An 18,686-nucleotide genomic window follows, 5' to 3' on the forward strand; every position below is an offset into this window, starting at 1 on the left:
CCGGCCGGCGGGATGGACGCCGGCCGGCAAAGGGTGTTGGGCCCGGGGCCCGAGGGCGGCCTCAGAGGCCGCCCTCGAGTCCCATCCGGGCGTTGAGGCGGTTGTAGCCGACCAGACCCACCAGCAGTACGGCGAAGGTGACAATGCCGAACGCCGCCACGGTGGAGAACTGTCCGTCGCCGGCCATGTCGAACATGACGACCGCCGCGGTACGGGTCTGCGGACCCGCGAGGTAGAGAGTGGTCTGCAGCTCACGGAAGCTCATCACCATCGTGATGAGCGCGCCGGCCAGCAACGCCGGCGACAGCAGGGGCACGACGATCGTCCAGATCGCCCGCGCGAAGCTCGCCCCGGCCACCTGCGCGGCCTCCTCCAGCTCGGAGCTGATCTGCAGCATCCGTGCACTGACCAGGCGGGACACCACCGCGATGATGATGGTGATGTACGCGATCACCAGCGCCCAGTGCGTCGAGTAGATCGGCAACGGCGTGATCAGGAAGATCCACAGGAAGCTGACACCGACGATGACGTTCGGCAGCGCCATCGGCACCGACGTCAACAGGTAGAGCAGCCGGCCGCCGGGAACCCGCCGGGCGGAGAACCACGCCGCCAGGGTCGACAGGGTCAGCACCCCGACGCTCGCCAGTACGCCGACCAGCAGGCTGTTCACGAACCCCTGCATGATGTTGGGCGTCTGCAGGGCAGCCACGTACGAATCCAGTGACAGCGATGTCACGGCGTCCCAGCTGAACTGCCGGAAGAACGGGTTGAGCGACATCCACAGGAGCATGAACAGCGGCAGCAGGATCACCAGGGTCAGCACGGCGAAGGTGAGGATGGTCACCGGCATCCGCCACCGGCCGAGGTCCATCCGGACCGAGGAGAAGTTCTTGCCGCTGATCACGGCGTACCGCTCCCCCGCCTGGTTGAAGCGGTCGTACCACCAGATCATCACCACGGCCCCGAGGAGCATGAAGACCGCGTAGGTGGAGACGAGACCGACGTTGCTCGGCGGCGTACTGGTCCGCAGGTAGATCTCCGAGGCGTAGGTGAAAATCTTCTCGTTGACCCCGAGGAACCACGGGATCTCGAACGCCTCCCAGGCCCGCATCAGGGCCATGATCGCCACGGCGGCGATGCCGGGCGCCGCGAGCGGGAGCGAGATGTCCCGTACCGCACGCAGCTTCGAGGCGCCCGACACCTCGGCGGCCTCCTCCAGCGAGGAGTTCATCGAGGAGAAGACGGTGACCACGAACAGGTAGACCATCGGCACCATGGTCAGCCCGTTGACCAGGATCAGACCCTGCATCGAGTAGACGTTGAACAGGGTGCCGTCGGTGCCGGTGAGGTTGCGCCAGGCCACGTTGATCGCCCCGATCTTCGGGCTGGCCAGGAACGTCCAGGCGACCGGGACGAGGATTCCCGGCACCGCCATCTGGACGATGGTCAGCACTCCGACGAGGTTGCGGAACGGTGCGTTCGTGCGGGCGACGATCCAGGCCAGGAACGTCCCCAGCGCCAGCGCGACGAGCGTGGATCCGCCAGCGAACTGCACCGTGGTCCAGGTGACGCTGAGCAGCCGGCCGGAGGCGAACGCGTCGCGGAAGTTCTCCAACGTGAAGCTGAGCGAGAAGAAGTCCGCGTCGGTGGGTCTGGCGTCCTTGAAACTGGTGAACAGCAGGATGGCGATCGGCAGCGCCACCTGTGCCAGCAGAATGATCAGGACCAGGCCGTAGACCACGCTGCGGGGGGTGAAGACCCCCCGCAGCGCGGGGAAGCGGGTGACCCGACCGGTGGTGAGCCGGGCCCAGCTGTCCACGAGGGTGGTCATGTCGATCAGCCCGTCACAAAGATCGACTGGTGCTGCTCGACGCGGGTGTCGTAGTCACCGAAGTTGTCGGTGGTCTCGAAGAACAGCTCGCTGTCCAGGATGCCCTCGGCCGACGAGGGGATCGGCGACCCTTCCTTGATCGGCACCTTGACGACGGCCTCGCCGACCTTGTTCTGCCAGTCGTCGCTCATCAGCCACTCCATGTACAGCCGGGTGGTGGCCGGGTGCGGCGCGTTCCTCAACGGGAAGTACATGTCCGGCTGGGCGATGGTCACCGGCGTGGTGACGATCTCGATCGGTGCCCCGTCGGCGATCAGGTCCCGGACGGTACGGGTCGCGCTCTGTGGGAACGCGACGTCGAACTCGCCCGCCGACAGCTTCTCCAGACCGTCGGCCCCGGCGTAGACGACCGGCTCGTTGGCCGCGATCGCCTCCATCAGCGCCAGGCCGTCCTGCTCGCCCATCTCGGCCAGCATCCCGGCGAACCAGTCGAGCTGGTCGATGTTGATACCGAACCGTCCCCGCCACTTCGGATCGGTGAGGTCCTCGTACGACTGTGGGGCCTCGGCTGCGGTGACGTTGTTCGTGTTGTAGGTGATGTGGAACGTGAAGAAGTCGGCCACCGAGCAGACGCAGTCCGGGTAGGCGCGGTCGGCCGGCAGGTCACCCTCACCCCGTGGGTCGTACGCCAGGCAGAGCCCTTCGTCGCGGCACAGTGTGTTGTCCTCCAGCGGGCCGCCCTGCAGCACGTCCGCGCTGGGGCGCCCGGCCGCGTTCTCGGTGATGACGCGCTCGATCAGCTCGAGCGTGCCGCCGGAGGTGTACTCCAGCTCCACCCACGGGTACTCCTCGATGAACAGGTTGATCTGGTTCTCCGCGGCGGCGGCGGGAGCGCTGAAGTAGTAGCTGAGTACGCCACCCTCCGCTTTCGACGCCTCCTCCAACGCCGTCATGTACTCGGCGTACTCCTCGTCGGTCATGTCGACCGTCGAGGCCACCGCGAGCTCCTCCGGCAACGCCGTCGTCGCGGCGTCGGCGTCGTCACCGCCGCCGCAGGCGGCCATCACGAACGCGGCCGCCGTCAGCGGAGCCGTGACCTTCAGCAAGGTCGGGTTGCGACGTCTCATGCCGGCACCTCCGTCGCGGCCGGGGCGGAGTTGAGCTTGCTGGCCAGCTCCGCCAGCGACAGCACCCAGCCCTGGCAACGTCCGAGCTGCTGCAGGCCGAGCTCCTGCAGGTCCTCGCCGAACCAGGTGGCGACGCACTCCGCGACGGTGATCACCTTGTACGCCTTGCAGCTCGCGTCGTACGCGGTGGACTGGATGTCCGCGTTGGTGTTCGCGCCGGCCAGGATCAGCGTGTCGACGCCGAGCGCCTTGGTGAGCCACTCCAGGTCGGTCTGGTAGAAGGCGCTCAACGACTTCTTGGTCTTGATGATGTAGTCGCTGTCGGCGACCGAGACCGCGAAGTCCGGCTTGAACGTGCCGTCCTGCACGTCGACCGACTCGTCGGGCACCGGGCCGTACGGGCTCATCGACTCGCCGATCGCGGCCCAGGCCCGGCCGACCCGGGTGTTGGCCCGCGCCTGCGTCTCGACCGGCCGCAGCGCCGACAGGACGTGGATCACGGCGGTGCCGCTGGCCCGCGCCAGGGTGAGCAGTTCCTCGGTGTTGGCGAGCAGTTCGTCGCGTACGCCGGGCGGGAACGGCGCGGTGGGCGTGAGCCGACGCTTGGTCATCTCCACCGTCACGACCGCAGAGCGGGCCGGGACGATCGGAACGGCGTCGTTGATGACCTGAAGAAATTCCTTACGGTCGTAAACGTCGACCGTGGGTCCGGTGAGCATATGTCTTCCCCTCGATTGGTGTGACGATCAGTCGGCGGGCAGGTCAGATACCCGCCATCGCGGTGTCCGCGGCGGCGGCCTTGGCGGCGCTGAGCCGCTCGACGGCCTCGGCCGAGGACATCGCGAGCCCGATGGTGCGGGGGTAGTTCTGCAGCGCGAACTCGTGCAGGTCCTTGCCGTGGGTGGAGCCCACCGCGTCGGTGACGATGATCGGCGTCCACATCCGGTTGTAGGCGTCGAACGAGAAGTTGGAGACGCAGTTGTTGGTGTTGATGCCGACGACGAAGAACGTGTCGACGCCGAGGCACCGGATCAGGTGCTCCACGTCGGTCGACAGGAAGCTGCTGGTCATCTGCCGCTTGGTGTTGATGATGTAGTCACCCGGCTTGGGGCCGAGGATCGGCATGACGTCCCACTCGAAGTAGCCCTCGGGGGCATCCGGGTGGTACCCGGGCCGGGGTGCCTGGCCGTACGGCGTACCGTGCCGGCCGGTGCTCTGCACGATCGCGGTGCGCGGCTGCATGCCGCGCTCGACGAGCCGTTGGTAGACCATGACGTGGATGACCGGCAGCCCGAGTTCCCGGCCGGCGTCCAGAAAGGCGGCGGCGTTCGGCAGGATCCGCTCGGCCACGTTCTGCGGGAACGACGACCAGTCCTTGTCGATCTGCCGTACGTGCATGTCGATCTGCACGACGGCGGTCTTCGCGAAGTCGATCTCCAGGGCGTCGTTCAGCTTGCTGAGCGTCGCGCCGCGGTCGATGATCTCGACGGCGTGGCTCTTGGGGTGCACCTGGTTGTATGTCATTTCGTTCTCCTTGAGTCGCTGGCTCATCGCACTGGTCTTGGTCGTCTTGTCACTGCATGTCGTGGCCCGCCGGCGAGCGGTCCGGGTGCAGCACCACGTGGTGCGGCTCGATCCGCACGTGCACCCGGCTGCCCAGTGCCGCGCCCGCGCCGCCGGTCACCCGGGCGGTGACGAGGTGGCCGGACTCCAGCTCGACGACCAGTTCGGCGAACGGGCCGAGGAAGGACGCCGAGCGCACCGACCCGGCGATCGCCGGCACCGGGGTGTCCGAGGCCGCCTCCCGCAGTTGCAGGTGCTCCGGACGGACGGTGAGCACGACGGATTCGGAGACCCGTACGGTGTCGTGTGGCTGTCGCGCCACGTGAAGCTGGCCGATACCGGTCTGTACCAGCCAGTGATCGTCGTCGGCGTCGACGACGGTGCCCGGCAGCGTCTCGCTTTCGCCGACGAAGTTCGCCGCGAACACGTCGGCGGGGCGCGAGTAGACCCGCGTCGGGGCGCCCTGGTCCTTGATCTCGCCGCTCTCCAGCACCAGGATCCGGTCCGAGACCGCCATCGCCTCTTCCTGGTCGTGGGTGACGTAGAGGACGGTGATGCCGAGCCGCTGCTGCAGGTCGCGGATCTCCTGGCGAACTTCCTTACGCAGCTTTGCGTCGAGGTTCGACAGTGGTTCGTCGAAGAGGATGAGTTCGGAACGGGACACCAGGGCGCGGGCCACCGCGACGCGCTGCTGCTGTCCACCGCTGAGCTTGGTTGCCGGGCGCTGCGCCGCGTGGTCGAGCCCCAGCATTTCCAGTACCTCGGTGGTCCGGGCATTGATCTCGGCCTTGCGCAGCTTGCGCCGCCGCAGCGGGTAGGCCACGTTGTCGAACACCGACATGTGCGGCCAGATCGCGTACGACTGGAACACCATGCCGATCTGGCGCTGCGCCGGGGTGAGCCGGATCCGACGGTTGGATGAGTAGACGGGTCGGCCGCCGATGGCGATCTCGCCGGAGGTCGGCGTCTCCAGGCCGGCGACCGAGCGCAGGATGGTGGTCTTGCCGCAGCCGCTCGGGCCGAGCAGCGTGACGAACTCGCCTTTGGCGATGTCGAAGCTGATCCCCCGTACGGCGTGAACATCGCCGTCGGCGGTGCGATATTGCTTGTGGAGGTCGACGATCGACACCATGGGCGCAGGTTCAGGGGCACTCGACGCCAGCACCTCGTTGTGGGTGCCGGCCGCCTCAACGAGGGCCGCACTCTGCGTAGCGGTCATCTCACTCCCTTCTCTATAGACTAGAGACGAGATTAGGTAGACCTTGTTACGACGATGTCGCCCTGGCTGTTGCGGTGCGGTTAGCAAGTCATGACGGAGCCGATACACGACGAGGTCGCCCGGGGGTTGCGCCGACCTCCATCGGCGCGGTGCGCGCCGCGACGTAGGCTCGCCTAACCTAAGGAGGAGTAGCGATGGAGAGGAACATGGGATGGCTACGGCACAGCGGAAAACACCGAATCAGCACGTACTCACGGTCGAGTCCACCGAGTGGCTGACGCCGCACCTGGTACGGGTGGTCCTCGCCGGTGCGTCGCTGGCCGGGTTCAACTGCGACGGCAATACCGACGCGTACGTGAAACTGCTGTTCGTCGACCCCACGCTCGGGCTCGAACCGCCCTACGACCTCGCCGCGCTGCGAACCACCCTGCCGGCCGGGCAACGGCCGGTGACCCGTACCTACACGGTCCGCTGGTTCGACCAGGCCACCCGGCGGCTGGCGATCGACTTCGTGACCCACGGCGACGCCGGGGTGGCGGCGGTATGGGCGGCCCGAGCCACACCGGGCGACCGGCTGGTGCTGTCGGGTCCCGGCGGGGCGTACGCGCCCGACCCGGCGGTCGGTTGGCACGTGTTCGCCGGGGACCTGTCCGCGTTGCCAGCGATCGCCGCGTCCCTGCGGGCACTGCCGGAGCACGCGCGCGGCGTCGCGCACCTCGAGATCACCGATCCGGCCGACATCATCGACCTCGAACACCCCGCCCAGGTGACGGTGAACTGGCTGGTCAACGCCGACGACGGCGACACCGTGTTCCTCGCCCGCGCGATGGAGGACTGGCCCTGGCCGCCCGCCGAGGACTCTCCCGGTGCCGTGCAGGTCTTCGCCCACGGCGAGCGTGAGTCGATCAAGGCTGTCCGCAAGGTGCTCCAGGCACGGGGCATCCCCCGCGAGGCGATCTCCATCTCCGGCTACTGGGCCCGCGGCCGCACCGAGGACGTGTTCCAGGCCGAGAAGCGCGAGCCGGTCGGCCGGATCGACTGACCGTCGTACCCGGCCAGGGCCGTCGTACCCGGCCAGCGTCAGCCCGGCCCGCCGTCGGGCTCCCGGGCCTCGCGCCTGCGGCGTTCGGCGGCACGGCGCTTGCCTTCGTGCATGGCGACCACCCGGGCGATCGGGATGCCGTGGCCCTGCTCGACCAGGCCGGGGTCGAGGCGCTGTGGCGGCGGCATCAGCGCCGCCCACGGGTCGTCGCCGCCGAGCAGGGGTGGCACCGTACCGATGGTGTAGTCGGTCGGCACCGCCGACTCCAGCGCCGCCCAGGCCAGCGGGAAGGACACCGGCAGACCCGGCCGCAGCCGAGGGCTGTACGGTGCGACCACCGTCGCGCCGCCGGCCCGGGTCGAGTCGAGAAAGACCTTGCCCTCCCGCTGCTCGACGATGAACGCCGTCGTCGCCAGCGCCGGATCCAGGCGTTCGGCGCGGGCCGCGATCGCCCGGGTCGCCGCGGCGACGTCGTCGTGGCCGGCGTCACCCGCCAACGGCACGAACACGTGCGCGCCCTTGGCACCGCTGGTCTTCACCGCCCCGGCCATGCCGCACGACGTCAGCACCTCACGGACCAGCAGGGCCGCCTGCGCCGCCGACCGGAACGAGCCGCCCGGCGGCGGGTCGAGGTCGAGGATCAGATGCGTCGGGTACGCCCGTTCGCCGGCTGTCGTCAACGTCGGATGGAACTCGACCGCCCGCTGATTGGCGAACCAGAGCAGGGTCCGCCGGTCGTTGCACAGGCCGTAGGTCAGCATCCGCCGGGAACGGTCCGCCCACACCTCGGCGGTGGCGATCCAGTCCGGTGCGTACCCGGGCAGGTTTTTCTGCATGAACGGTGGCTGGCCGGGTCGGACCCGGACCACCGACAGCGGCCGGTCGCGCAGCGCGGGGACGATCCGATCGTGCACCGCGTCCAGATAGTCGACCAGGTCACGCTTTGTCGCGCCGGCACCGTCGAACAGCGGCTGGTCGAGGTTGGTCAACGGCACCCCGGCCCGCTCCCCACCCGCCTTCGCACCTCGTGGCATCCGCCCATCGTTCCACGCCGATCACCGGTCGGCCTAGGGCTCAAAGTTTCCATCGATGATCTTCCAGGATGCCATGAAGCCCAGATGTCCACCGACCTTGTATCCGAGGGACAATGCCGTCCCATGCCAGATGCCACCGGCAGACTTCGCACCACCCGAGTAGCAACCCCCACCGAAAAAGGAGGCGCACTCCATATGGTAGCCACTACCGTTCATCTCGGACGGAGCAACCGACGTGGCACCGTAATTCGCAGCGATACCACAGCAGCCCAACCCGCCCATCTCGAAATAGAGCCCTTCTTCATTCCCTGAGATCCCATAGCAGACGATGCCACAGACAGACAGACCCCAGAACTTATGGTCCGCAGAATGAATGTCATCCAGGGTGCCTGCCGCACAGGCAGGACTGAGGGGGCCGTAGGCCTCGCACAAGACATCGTTGGCCTTCTTGATCTCCTCCGAGTTCTCCGAAAGCCGGTTCATTGAGTTGTTGAAGGTGGGGTTCACCGACGAACCTACGCGGCACACCCAGGACCAGGCCCAGCAGTCGTCCTTCGGCTCTGGCTGTGGGGTCTTACCTGGCGGCGGGGGCGCGCCGTTGCTCTGACATGGGCCCATGCAGACGTCGTTGACCGGATCGCCCCGTACGGTGTAGCCCCCGCCCGGATTCGGATATGCCACCTGGTTGCACCCGTTGTCCCCGCAATGGATCAGGCCGGTCGGGTCCGACCAGGTCACCGGGTTCGAATTCGAATAGGCGTAGCCGTGCATCTGCTGTGGGTCACTCACATCCATGACCGGATCGACGCTGACGAACCGGCCGAGGAACGGGTCGTACTCCCGGGCACCGATGTTTGTCAGGCCCGTGTCGTCGACGGTCCCGCCGACGAAGCCCTTGTCCATCGTCGCCGGCCAGGTCCCGACGGTGGCGCCCCGAAGCTCGCCGTAGGGCAGGGTCCGGCGTCGCGCCACGGCCAGACTGGTCGCGTCGACGGTCAGCTCCGCGGTGCCGTGGTGGTCGGCGACGATCCAGGACAACCCGGCACCGGTACGGACCGCCACGACCTCGTCGGCGTGGGAGTAGTACCGGGTGGCCGTGGTCGAGCCGGTGGCGTTGTCGTACCGGACCTCGGTGCCGCCGGGCAGGTAGAGGGTCCTGCCCGCCGGATCGGTGCGAATCAGCCGGTTGCCGTCGACGTCGTAGAGGTAGCCGGTGACGTCGGCGCCCTGGGTGAGGGAGACCAGATTGCCCTCGCGGTCCCAGACCAGGGTCTGCCCGGCACCGGAAGCACTAGGCCTGGTCCTGGTGTGGCCGCCGTCGTCGTAGGTGTAGCTGCGGCTCCAGGACTGCCCTCCCGACGCGGTCATCCCGGTGACGGTGTGCGGACGCACCGATCCCGGTCCCGACTGCGGGTACGAGTACTGGTAGGTGGTGCTGGTCGCGGCATGTTCCGTCTGGGACAGGCGGTTGCCGATCTCGTCGACGGTCCAGCTGCGCCAGTACGGCGCCGGCCCACCCAGCCCGCCCAGGCTCGGCGCGGTGGCGCACAGGCCCGACTCCGGCGTCCACGCCTCGGTCAACCGGCGCAGGTGGTCGTACCCGAAGCACTGGGTGTCCGCGGTCTGCCCGGCCGGCTCCTCGTAGATCCGGGTCACGTTGCCGGCGTCGTCGTAGCTGTAGGAGTAGTCGGCGATCTCCGGTTGGCCTTCGGCGACCACGTTCATCCCGGTACGCCGGCGCGTCGACTCGTCGGTGTCGAAGTCCACCACCAGCCGGGAACCGAACGGCCCGGAGAGCCGCTGGTCCAACAGCCCCAACTTGTCGTACGTCGCCTGCGCGTAGACCGCCGCCGCCGACAGCAGACCGGCGTCGTCCCCGACGTCGTTCGTACTGTGGGTGAGCTGCTCCGCCGGCAGGTCGGCGACGGCCGGCATCGTGGTGCGGAGTTGTTTGCCGTTCGGCCAGTAGGCGCCGGTGCTCGTGTAGACGCACGGCTGCGCAGCGGCGGCCGCGCACAGGTCGGCCTCGGCTGCCGGCAGCACCACCGAGTTCGACGTCGGGCGGCCGTAGCTGTCGTAGCTCTCCACCCGGTTGGTGTAGGCGTTGCCGTCGTGGTAGCGGATCGCGGCGGAGATCAGACCTTTGGCCAGGGCTCCGCCGGGCAAAATCGGGGTGGCGTCGTAGGTCCACCGGGCCCGCACCGCTCCGGTCGGACTGTCGTCGCGCATGCTGGTCTTGCGGCCGATCTCGTCGTAGGTGTACGCGAGGGTCTCCGTGGCCGAGCCGACCGGGCTGGTCGAGGTCAGCACGTTGCCGGCCGCGTCGTAGGTGGTCGTGGTGGTGCCACGGTCCGGATCGACCGCCTGGACCCGCCGGCCCCGCAGGTCGAACTCGTACGACCAGACGTTGCCCTTGGCATCGGTGATCGTCTCGATCTCGTCGCGCAGCGTATGGGTGTAGCGGGTCCGGTGGTAGTCGGCCGGGTCGGCGCTGCCGACGTCGGCGGGCGACCGGTACTGACGCAGCTCGACGGTCCGGCCACGGGCGTCGGAGATCGTCGTGGTGGCGGTGCCGCCGGCCGGAGGGGTGGTGTGGACCCGGTCGCCGCCGTGTCCGGTCGTCGTGCGCCACTGTTCGACGCCGTACGCCTTCTCGATCTGTGTGGTCTCGCGACCGGCTCCGTCGTACAGGTGCTCGGTGACCGCCGGGACCGCGCCCTGCGGGCTGCCCAACGTGGTGCCGGGCGCGGCACCGGTGGAGTCGTAGTACGGCTTCGAGGTCCAGTCCACCTGTCCTGCCGTGGTGTGGAACGTCTCGGTCAGCAACCGACCGCCGCCGGTGGCCTGCAGCTGGTTCTGCCGCAGCCGGAGGAATCCGTCATGCAGGTCGACCGACTTGCGATAGCCGGCGCCGGTCGGCAGCAGGGTCTCGGTGGTGACGGCGGTCGGTCCGGCGGCGCCCCGCAGCAGGTAGGCGAACTTGATGCTCGGCGTCTGGGTGGCCCTGGACCGTCCCGGTAGCCAGACCTCGGTCAACCGGCCGAGTCCGTCGTACGCCAGTTCGGTCGCCACGCCGTTCGGATCGGTGACCTTGGTCGGCAGCCCCCAGGCCGGTTCGTGCACCGTGCCGGTCTGGTGTCCGAGCGGGTTCGTCACCACGGTCTGGGTGACCAGTCCCCCGTTGGCGGTGGTGTAGGCCGTGTCGGTGGTGTGCCCGCGCGCGTCGGTGGCCGCGATGATCCGGCCGTTGGCGTCGTACCCCGTCGTCGCGGTACGGATGTAGACAGGGTTACCACCGTCGAAGTGGTCGAGCTCCTCGGTACGGACCGGGTTGCCGCGGGTCGGCGCGGCACCGAATGACGCTTCGCCGGTGTAGCTGTCGTAGAAGGTCCGCTCGCGGGAGAGCACCGTGGCCGGGACGGCCGGGTCGGTCGCGTCGGAGCACGCCACCGAGAGCGTCTCGGTCTGTGCCACCCGGTCGATCATCCAGTCGCCGTCGTTACGGGCGTACGTCGTCCGGGTGCACGTCTCGTCCCCGGTGTCCGCCTCGTCGCCCGTCTCGTCCCGGGTGACCGGGAGCCCGTCGGCGTTGAAGCTGGTGGTGACCCGGGTGGTCCGCTGGCCGCCGGCGGCCAGCGCGGTCCGGTTCCGTTCGGTGCCGACCGCGACCCGCCACGCGTTGGTGGTGACGCCGTTGCGGCTGCGGGTCGCGGTCGGCCCGACCCGCCACGGTTCGTTGCGGGTCGAGGAGATCTCGTCGCCGCCGGGGCCGTCGTAGGTGATCTCCTGGAGCAGGAAGCCGGCCAGCGCCTCGTGGTCGGTGATGGTGCCACCCCAGGAGTCGGTCACCGACACGGTCCGGGTGCCACCGCCGGGCTGCCGGTCACCGTGCATACCGCGCAGGTAGCGGTACTCGACCGCGGTCTGCTGCCCGGTGGCGTGACCCTGCCGGACCCGGACCCGCCCGTAGCCTCGCCACTCGCCCCAGGTCCGGAACTTGTCCTTGGTGATCTCGTCCCGGCTGTAGTGCCAGGCCGGGGTGTCCAGGTAGTCGTAGTAGGTGGTCTGGGTCGGCTGGTCGGTCACCAGGTCGTCGAGGTTGACCTCGGTGACCACGTACTTGTGGAACCAGTCGATGGTCGGGTCCCCGGTGCCCGGCCAGGAGTAGTACGACGGCATGCACCGTTTGGTGTTGCTGTGCGGGGTGGGCAGTGTGGACCGGGTGCACTGCCTGTCGGAGTAGCTGACCAGGATGTCGCCGCCGGTCTCGGTACGGATCTGCTTGATCCGCCACCGGTTCAACGCGGTCCGCTGGTCCTGTGCGCCGTCGACCCGGTTGGCCAGCGGCTCGGCCCCGGGGTTGAAGGTGATCTGCGGATCGGTCACCGACTGGCCGCCGGCGGTGGTGACGTGCCCGGTGCGGGTTACGCCCCGCAGCCACATCGGGATGCCTTCACCGGTGCCCGCGCTGAGAAACTCCTGCTGCAGGGTCCAGGATTCGACTGTACGGTAGGTGTCCGGGCCGTTGCGGACCTGCGCGGTGACGCCGGTGAGCCGGCGCGCCGACCAGAACGTCGGTGCGACCGCGTCCTCGCACGGCGCCGCAGAGCAGTCCTGGTCCCATGGCGTGTCCGGCCAGGCGGAGGGGATCGGCTCCGAGTCCCAGGCGGCGCCCTCCCAGCAGTCGTCCAGGCAACGCTCGCTGGTGCCCAGCACCACCCGCAGCGGCGCGGTCTGGCTGTGGACCGTGTCGTGGCGCAGCCCGTACTCGATCCGGCGCAGCCAGCCGCCCCGGGTGTAGGTGGTCCGCTGGTCCGGGTCGAGGTCGCGGCCGTACGCTCCGGTCTCCTTGCCGTAGTAGTAGGCCATCGCGTTGTCGTTCGGGTCGAGCACGTAGTCGAGGTTCCACCGCCACGCCTGGCGGCACCACGAGTCGGCGAACGCGCCGTCCGCACACGGCTCGCCGTCGTCGTTGCCGTAGACCGGCACCGTCCAGGTCGAGTCGGTGACCGGCTTGCCGGAGGTCCAGCCGGGCAGCTTGTGGTAGCCGAAGAAGTACATCACCCCGTCGGTGGTGGTGACCTTCCAGTACTCGTTGTCGTCGTCGCCGTTGTCGCGGGCCGCGCCGGTCAGCCGCTCGACCTTGGTGCCGTCGTCCTCGGCCAGCCGCCACACGTTGCCGGAACGGATCAGCTCGGTCGCCATGCCGTTGAGTGACAGCGTCGCGTTGTCGCTGAACCAGCAGAGGTCGCCGGTCTTCCGGCTGGGGTTGTCGTCACTGCAGGCGGCGTACTTGCGCTCGATGTAGCCCGGCCACATCGACCAGCCGTCACCGACCCAGCCACCCTGGTTGTTCGTCGACCCGGTCCGGCCATCGACGCTGCCCGACGAGTAGCTCAGCGCCAGCGACGGCTCCGGACCGCCCAGACCGGGCGGCGTTCGCAGCGGGTAGGTCCAGCTGAAGTCGCCGGTCTGGGTGGAGACCTGCCAGGTCCCGGCCGGGGACAGGTCGGTGGCGGTGTAGTCGCCGTTGTCACCGCTCGGGCCGGACTCGGTGGCCAGCAGCGTCGCGCCCGTACCGGCGAGTGGCACCGTCGCGGACAGGGTGCCGGCGCGGGCGTCGTTGGTGGTGGCCACCGGGGTACGGGTCCGACAGGCCGGGTCGTCCGGCGTGGTCAGCGCGCAGGCGGGCCGGCGCACCAGCCGCAGCCGGGACGCCCAGTCACCGCCGTAGGCGGCGGCGAATCCGGAGTAGTCGACCTGCACGGTGACCCGGCCGCTGCCGCGACCCGGCCGGTCCAGGCTGATCAGGACGCCGGCCACTCCGGCCAACTCGGCGGTCGTCCGGTCGTGGACGGTCACCGAGACCGTGCCGGGTCCGGTCCGGGCCTTGGGCGGCAGGTCGTCGGCGGTCACCGAGCCGACCCGGACCGGCAGTTCGCCAGCGGGTGCCAGCCCGTCGGCGGCGATCCGGGCCGCCGTACCGCTGCTCAGGTCGACCCGCGCGGTGCCGGCCGCCGGCCAGGTCACCTCCGCCGCGCCGCGGACCGCGTGCCGGTCCGCCGACCAGGCCGGCCGGGCGGGTTCCGGCGGATGGTCCCGGACTCCGACTCCGGTCACCTCGTCGGGGACCGGCGGCTGCCAGGCGGTCTCCCTCGCCGTCGCCGGTACCGCGAGCAGCGGCACCGTCACCACCGTGAGCAGCGGCGCCGCCGCCCACCTGGCCCGGCGGGCGAGCCCGGCGAGCCACATCCGGCTCGTGGTGCCAGTTCTCATCGCGCTACTCCCCACGTGTTCGTACAGCGACGGCGGCGGAACGGACGGCGATCCGGTGCGGTGCGGCCCGGGCGCCGGCCGCACGAGGTGGTCAGGACGGCGGCGGGCCGCTCGTCCGCAGGGCCTGCTGGCAGATCTCGTACGTCGACAGCAGTCGTTGGTAGGCGAAGACGTCGTCGACGTCGCCGTACCACTGGCTGCTGGCCGCTCCGGCGGCGAGGCCACGGCCGACGACGAACGACCCGGTCGCCGCCCAGTCACCGGTGAACGCCGCCTGCGCCGTCTCGCCCGCACAGGTCTGCGTGTCACCCATGACGTAGACGGAGATCTGCCCGGTCACCGGGTCGTACGCGCCGGCCAGATGGACCCAGACGTCCTCGGTCGGCGGTGCCTGCAGGACCCCGGCCGCACAGGCCGACACCGGCGTCCCGGTGGTCTGCGCCGCCCGCATGGTGAAGCACCAGCCGCCGGCACCTCCGTTGACGTCCGCCCGGTACTGCAGTTCGAACCGGCTGGCGGTCGCGCCGTCCTGGCTGAGGAGGGTCTGCACAGTGCCGGCGGCCAGATCGCTGGCCCGGGCCCAGGCCAGCACCGTGAAGCCCCGGGTGGTGTCGAGCACCGGTGCGCTGGTGGTCAGCTGCGCGCCCGGTCCGGCCAGGGTGAGTGCCCCGCCGATGCGACCGGGGCCGAAGCTGGCCGGGCCGGCGACAGCCCCGGGTGACAGGGCGCTGCCCTGGGGGTTGCCGGCGTCCGCCGCCACCGTGCCGGCGGCCTCGTCCAGCGGCCAGTGGGCGTACTTGTTCGGTGGTGGCGAGACCCAGAACTGGTGCTCCACCGGACCGGCCACGTTGCCCGCCAGGTCGAGCGCCCGCGCGTACAGGGTGTGCACCATGTCGGTGGCCGGGGTGTGGTCGACAGTCGCGGTCCGCGTGCCGGTGCCGGTGCCGGTGCCCGTGGTGGTCGGCCCGGCGTCGACCCACCAGACGAAGTCCTCGACGTCGGCGGTGCCGACCAGGTCGAACGTGCCGGCGGTGCCGACCTGCGCGCCCCAGTCTTCCAGCGGGAAGTCGGTCGAGGCCGGCGCCGAGATGGCCGGCGGCTCGGTGTCGACGGTCAGGGTCTGCCAGGTCGACCAGTCACCCCAGAGGAAGTTCTCGTCCCGGGACTTGGCCCGCCAGTGGTACGTCCCGCCATGCACGAACGCGCCGGCCGGCACCTGCCAGGCGGCGGTGGCGGGCAACGCGGTCCAGGTCATCCCGTCCCGGTTGTCGGTGACCACGGGTGCGGTGTCGGATTGGGCGGTCCGCACCTCGAAGATCGTCGGGCCGCTGCCGTCGAACGGGTCGGAGACGTCGGCCCGCAAGGTGGGGCGGGTGGTCCGGACGATCGCCGAGGCGCCGCACCGCTGGTAGCAGTCGGTGGTGGTGGAGAACGGCTGGGCCACCGGCGGGTTCGGTGGTTTGTCGTACGTGGCGATCAGGTAGGTCTGGTTGGTGCGGAACATCTTCCACCGGTCGGTGGTGGACTCGTACTCGTTGGAGCTGTTGCAGGCGCACAGGCCGACACTGTAGTTGCTCCAGTTGCCGTCGGCGTAGTACTGAAGGTCGTCGATCAGGTTCTGTCCTTCGAAGACGGCGTCGGCGTTCTGCTGCACCGATCCGCAACCGCCGGCCTCGTTGGCGTTGCCGGCCCAGGCGTCCAGGTAGACGGCACCGGACCCGAGTGGTTTCGCCCCCCAGGCCAGCCGCGAACCGCTGGTGCCGGACATCGCGGTGGTTCGGTAGAGATGCACCCAGGTCGGGCCGCAGGACCAGGAGTGTTCCAACTCCATGGTGATGTCGGCGGCGAGGATCTGCGCACCGTGCATCGCCGAGACGCTGAAGTTGAAGTACGACCGGTAAAGCTGTCCGTTGCTGCTGTACTGGTCCGGTGGCTGCTTGCCGACCCGGGCGGCGGAGCCGTCGTTGTTCTCGTTGTTGCTACTGGCGTACTGCCAGAGGGTGCGCAGCTTGTTCAGCGGCGGGTCGATGAAGATGGGCAGCACCGCGTCGGGGTCGTCCAGCATGCCCGGCGCGGGGGCGAGGATCAGGTCGGTGCCGGACGTGGCGACGCCGACCTCGGCGGAGTTGGCGCCGACGCCGGGCGCGGCCGATGTCGACCGCAGCGCGGCCGGCAACTCGGGGTTCACCGCCGTCCAGCCCTTCGCCGCCGCGACGGATCGGGCGGCCGCCACCTCGGGAAGGACCTCCCCGGTGGCGGCGGGATCGGCCGACGAGTCCCACATCCGGGCACCGGAGCTCTCGGCGACGAATGCGCCGGTGGAGTCGACCAGTCGGAGCGCCTCGTCGTCGGTCCGCTCGAGCCGCATGGTGCCGCCGGCGTGGTAGCGGATTTCCCGCAGCGCCGGGTCGGCCGCAGCCGTCCGGCTGTTGACGACCAGGGCGTGCCGGAATCCGTCGACGGTGGCGATCACCTGCAGGTCGACATCGGGGTGGACATCGGGGTAGACGGCGGTGTCGCCGTCCAGGACCGGTGCCGGCAACGGCTGCGGCCAGGAGAGGGTGAAGATTTCGTCCCGCTCCCGCCAGGTCACGAACGGGCCGGCGCCACCAGCGGAGAACCGCACGTCGGCGAGGGTCGCGGTGGGGACGATTGCCCCGTCAGCCGGTCGCAGCGTCGGGTCGACGTCGGCCCAGCCGCCGTCGTCGCGCCGTACCCGCTGCGGCGCGGCGGCGCTCACCAGGGTGCGGGTGCCGGTGGGGTCGGCGAAGACCTGCGAATATTCGGTACGGGCGTCGAGCACCTCGACCTGCCGCCCGCACTCGGCGGCCGCCGCCACCGCAGCGGTCTCGTCCGGCGCGGTGGCGGCACAGCCGGCCCCGGCCGGTGCGCTGGCCGCCTCGCCCGCCTCTGCCGGTGCGCTGACCGCCGTGCCAGCCTCGCCCACCGTGGCCGCCGCGGCCCTGACCGGGCCGGTGGTCACGGCGGGCGACGCGGCCCCGGCCAGCAGGACAGCCAGCGTCGCCGCCGCCCACCGGCTCCGAACTCGCGTCCGCTGCGTGCGTACGCGACTTGCAGGTACGTGCCGGGTACCGATCAGCACTGTGCACTCCCCCGTCAGGCCTCGCTGAGCTGGCCTACGAAGGATGGGCGCGGCTTCCGTCGACGGTCAATGGCATCGATGGAAGCCGTTGCAGAAATGTGCAACCGCGCTCCGGCGACCGGCTCCGGACGCTGCGGGCGTCAACGCATCAGCTGCAGTACCAGGACGACCACGCCGAGGGAGAAGAAGAGCGGGAAGTCGGGCGGCAGGATGCCACCGAGGTTTCGGTAGAAGCGCAGGATCAGCATCATCCCGAAGAAGGCCACCGTGTAGCCAGCGGCGATGGCGCCGATCTCCGGCCGCCAGATGCCGATCACCAGGCCGGCGGCGGCCAGGGTGTCGAGGACCGCGATCAGCAGGGTCAACGCCCGGCTGGGGCGGAATCCGAAGTGGTTCTGCAACGGCTGGATGCCTGCCTCCATGCCGATGTACATGGCGAGGCCGTGCAGGACGAACTCCATGATGAGCACGGCTGAGCAGATGATGACGATGATCCGCACGGACAGTCTCCAGTTATTCGGGCGTGGTGTGGCGCGGTGTTCGGGCGTGGCGGCGTTCGGGCGTGGTGTGGCGGGTCAGGTCGGCAGTCCGGCCAACTCGGCCAGGCGGGTCAGGGCCTGGTCGAACAGGGCTGCCCGGTCGTCGATGATGTTGTTGAAATGGCCGAACAGCTCCAGGTTGAGCATCCCGAACAGCCCGCTCCACGCGGCCAGCGCGGCGATGACGGACTCGTCGGGCACGGCTGGGAGCACGGCCGACCGCACCCGCTCAAGATCACCGCCGAGCGACTCGGGCGTGGCCTGGGCGGTCGGCGGGGTACGCAGCGCTCCGGCCCGGTGCGCGTCGCTGATGATCCGGCCGAGCACCACCTTGTCCCGCATCGCCGCCTGCAGAGTGGTCTCCGGGGCGTGGTAGCCGCGTACCGGTGAGCCGTAGAGGAGTGCGTACTCGTGCGGGTGCTCGATCGCCCAGCTGCGCAGCGCCTGCCCGACCGACCGCCACCGGCCCGCGAAGTCGTCGGCCGCCGCCGCCGCGTCGGCCTGCTCGACGGCGGTGCCGACGGAGTTGTAGCCGTCGGTGACCAGCGCGGTCAACAGGTCGTCACGGCTCGGGAAGTAGCGGTAGACCGCCGATGAGACCATGCCGAGGTCCCGGGCGATCGCCCGCAGGGAGAGGTTCTCGGCTCCCCGGTCGGCGAGCTGCGCCTTGGCGATCTCGACGATCTCCTCGGTCAGTTCCTTGCGGACGCGTTCCCGCAGCGCGCGTGCGGAAGCCAAGGCCTCTCCTCCTTCGAGCGGTCCCGTCGGTCCCGGCACCAGGCACCACCGCACCGATCGTGCAGGTCAGTACCGCCGAAGCTTACCCGACCGGGTACCACGAATTAGAGCATGGGTCGTACTCACGAGCAATAGTCTTGACAGAGAGCACCGCTCCTGTCAGCCTCGTATCGAACCTCACCACCCTCGCAGGTCGGCATCAACCGCCGGTCCT

Annotated in this window: 11 protein-coding genes; 1 reads left to right on the plus strand and 10 read right to left on the minus strand. The window is 69.7% G+C overall.

The features are described from left to right. Positions 1 to 61: 61 nt before the first annotated feature. From ACN27J_RS13135 to ACN27J_RS13155, 5 genes are read right to left on the minus strand one after another with little or no spacing between them, the layout of a single operon-like run. Positions 62 to 1,831, minus strand: a complete 1,770-nt coding sequence (locus ACN27J_RS13135) for an ABC transporter permease (RefSeq protein WP_421366389.1) — start codon at positions 1,829 to 1,831, stop codon at positions 62 to 64. 5 nt (positions 1,832 to 1,836) lie between these two features. Then, a complete protein-coding gene (locus ACN27J_RS13140; protein ID WP_421366391.1) occupies positions 1,837 to 2,958 on the minus strand; it encodes an ABC transporter substrate-binding protein in 1,122 nt (373 codons plus the stop codon). Continuing rightward, complete coding sequence (locus tag ACN27J_RS13145) at positions 2,955 to 3,677, minus strand: cysteine hydrolase family protein (protein ID WP_421366394.1); 723 nt, start codon at positions 3,675 to 3,677, stop codon at positions 2,955 to 2,957. The genes ACN27J_RS13140 and ACN27J_RS13145 overlap by 4 nt, the downstream gene beginning before the upstream one ends. Before the next feature lie 43 nt (positions 3,678 to 3,720). After that, complete coding sequence (locus ACN27J_RS13150; RefSeq protein WP_421366396.1) at positions 3,721 to 4,482, minus strand: isochorismatase family cysteine hydrolase; 762 nt, start codon at positions 4,480 to 4,482, stop codon at positions 3,721 to 3,723. Positions 4,483 to 4,531: 49 nt separating this feature from the next. Then, positions 4,532 to 5,740: an ABC transporter ATP-binding protein gene (locus ACN27J_RS13155; RefSeq protein ID WP_421366398.1), complete on the minus strand. Its 1,209-nt coding sequence runs from the start codon at positions 5,738 to 5,740 to the stop codon at positions 4,532 to 4,534. Positions 5,741 to 5,951: 211 nt separating this feature from the next. On the opposite strand from ACN27J_RS13155, the gene ACN27J_RS13160 reads away from it, so the two are divergent. Further along, positions 5,952 to 6,782, plus strand: coding sequence for a siderophore-interacting protein (locus ACN27J_RS13160; protein ID WP_421366400.1), 831 nt, complete (start codon positions 5,952 to 5,954; stop codon positions 6,780 to 6,782). A 38-nt stretch (positions 6,783 to 6,820) separates the two neighbouring features. Here the strand turns inward: ACN27J_RS13160 and ACN27J_RS13165 are convergent, their stop codons facing one another. The 5 genes from ACN27J_RS13165 to ACN27J_RS13185 form a co-directional block, all read right to left on the minus strand. Beyond that, positions 6,821 to 7,816, minus strand: a complete 996-nt coding sequence (locus ACN27J_RS13165) for a DNA polymerase domain-containing protein (RefSeq protein ID WP_421366401.1) — start codon at positions 7,814 to 7,816, stop codon at positions 6,821 to 6,823. A gap of 33 nt (positions 7,817 to 7,849) precedes the next feature. Further along, positions 7,850 to 14,092, minus strand: coding sequence for an RHS repeat-associated core domain-containing protein (locus tag ACN27J_RS13170; protein WP_421366404.1), 6,243 nt, complete (start codon positions 14,090 to 14,092; stop codon positions 7,850 to 7,852). A gap of 91 nt (positions 14,093 to 14,183) precedes the next feature. Further along, the gene (locus ACN27J_RS13175; RefSeq protein WP_421366405.1) at positions 14,184 to 17,195 is read right to left on the minus strand and encodes a LamG domain-containing protein; all 3,012 of its coding nucleotides are present in this window, start codon (positions 17,193 to 17,195) and stop codon (positions 14,184 to 14,186) included. Between the two features lie 140 nt (positions 17,196 to 17,335). Then, positions 17,336 to 17,695, minus strand: coding sequence for a hypothetical protein (locus ACN27J_RS13180; RefSeq protein ID WP_416593193.1), 360 nt, complete (start codon positions 17,693 to 17,695; stop codon positions 17,336 to 17,338). A 75-nt stretch (positions 17,696 to 17,770) separates the two neighbouring features. Then, positions 17,771 to 18,472 (minus strand): TetR/AcrR family transcriptional regulator, encoded by a 702-nt coding sequence (locus tag ACN27J_RS13185; RefSeq protein ID WP_421366408.1) that lies wholly within the window; start codon positions 18,470 to 18,472, stop codon positions 17,771 to 17,773. Positions 18,473 to 18,686: the final 214 nt, after the last annotated feature.

It is taken from the genome of Solwaraspora sp. WMMB762, from assembly GCF_049179115.1.
Taxonomy (GTDB): domain Bacteria; phylum Actinomycetota; class Actinomycetes; order Mycobacteriales; family Micromonosporaceae; genus Micromonospora_E.

What these genes read in the sequence shown, in the direction of transcription:
- ACN27J_RS13140 (WP_421366391.1), bottom strand. Translation starts at nt 2,958, where the DNA reads ATGAGACGTCGCAACCCGACCTTGCTGAAGGTCACGGCTCCGCTGACG.
- ACN27J_RS13165 (WP_421366401.1), bottom strand. Translation starts at nt 7,816, where the DNA reads ATGCCACGAGGTGCGAAGGCGGGTGGGGAGCGGGCCGGGGTGCCGTTG.
- ACN27J_RS13145 (WP_421366394.1), bottom strand. Translation starts at nt 3,677, where the DNA reads ATGCTCACCGGACCCACGGTCGACGTTTACGACCGTAAGGAATTTCTT.
- ACN27J_RS13160 (WP_421366400.1), top strand. Translation starts at nt 5,952, where the DNA reads ATGGCTACGGCACAGCGGAAAACACCGAATCAGCACGTACTCACGGTC.
- ACN27J_RS13135 (WP_421366389.1), bottom strand. Translation starts at nt 1,831, where the DNA reads ATGACCACCCTCGTGGACAGCTGGGCCCGGCTCACCACCGGTCGGGTC.
- ACN27J_RS13170 (WP_421366404.1), bottom strand. Translation starts at nt 14,092, where the DNA reads ATGAGAACTGGCACCACGAGCCGGATGTGGCTCGCCGGGCTCGCCCGC.
- ACN27J_RS13150 (WP_421366396.1), bottom strand. Translation starts at nt 4,482, where the DNA reads ATGACATACAACCAGGTGCACCCCAAGAGCCACGCCGTCGAGATCATC.
- ACN27J_RS13155 (WP_421366398.1), bottom strand. Translation starts at nt 5,740, where the DNA reads ATGACCGCTACGCAGAGTGCGGCCCTCGTTGAGGCGGCCGGCACCCAC.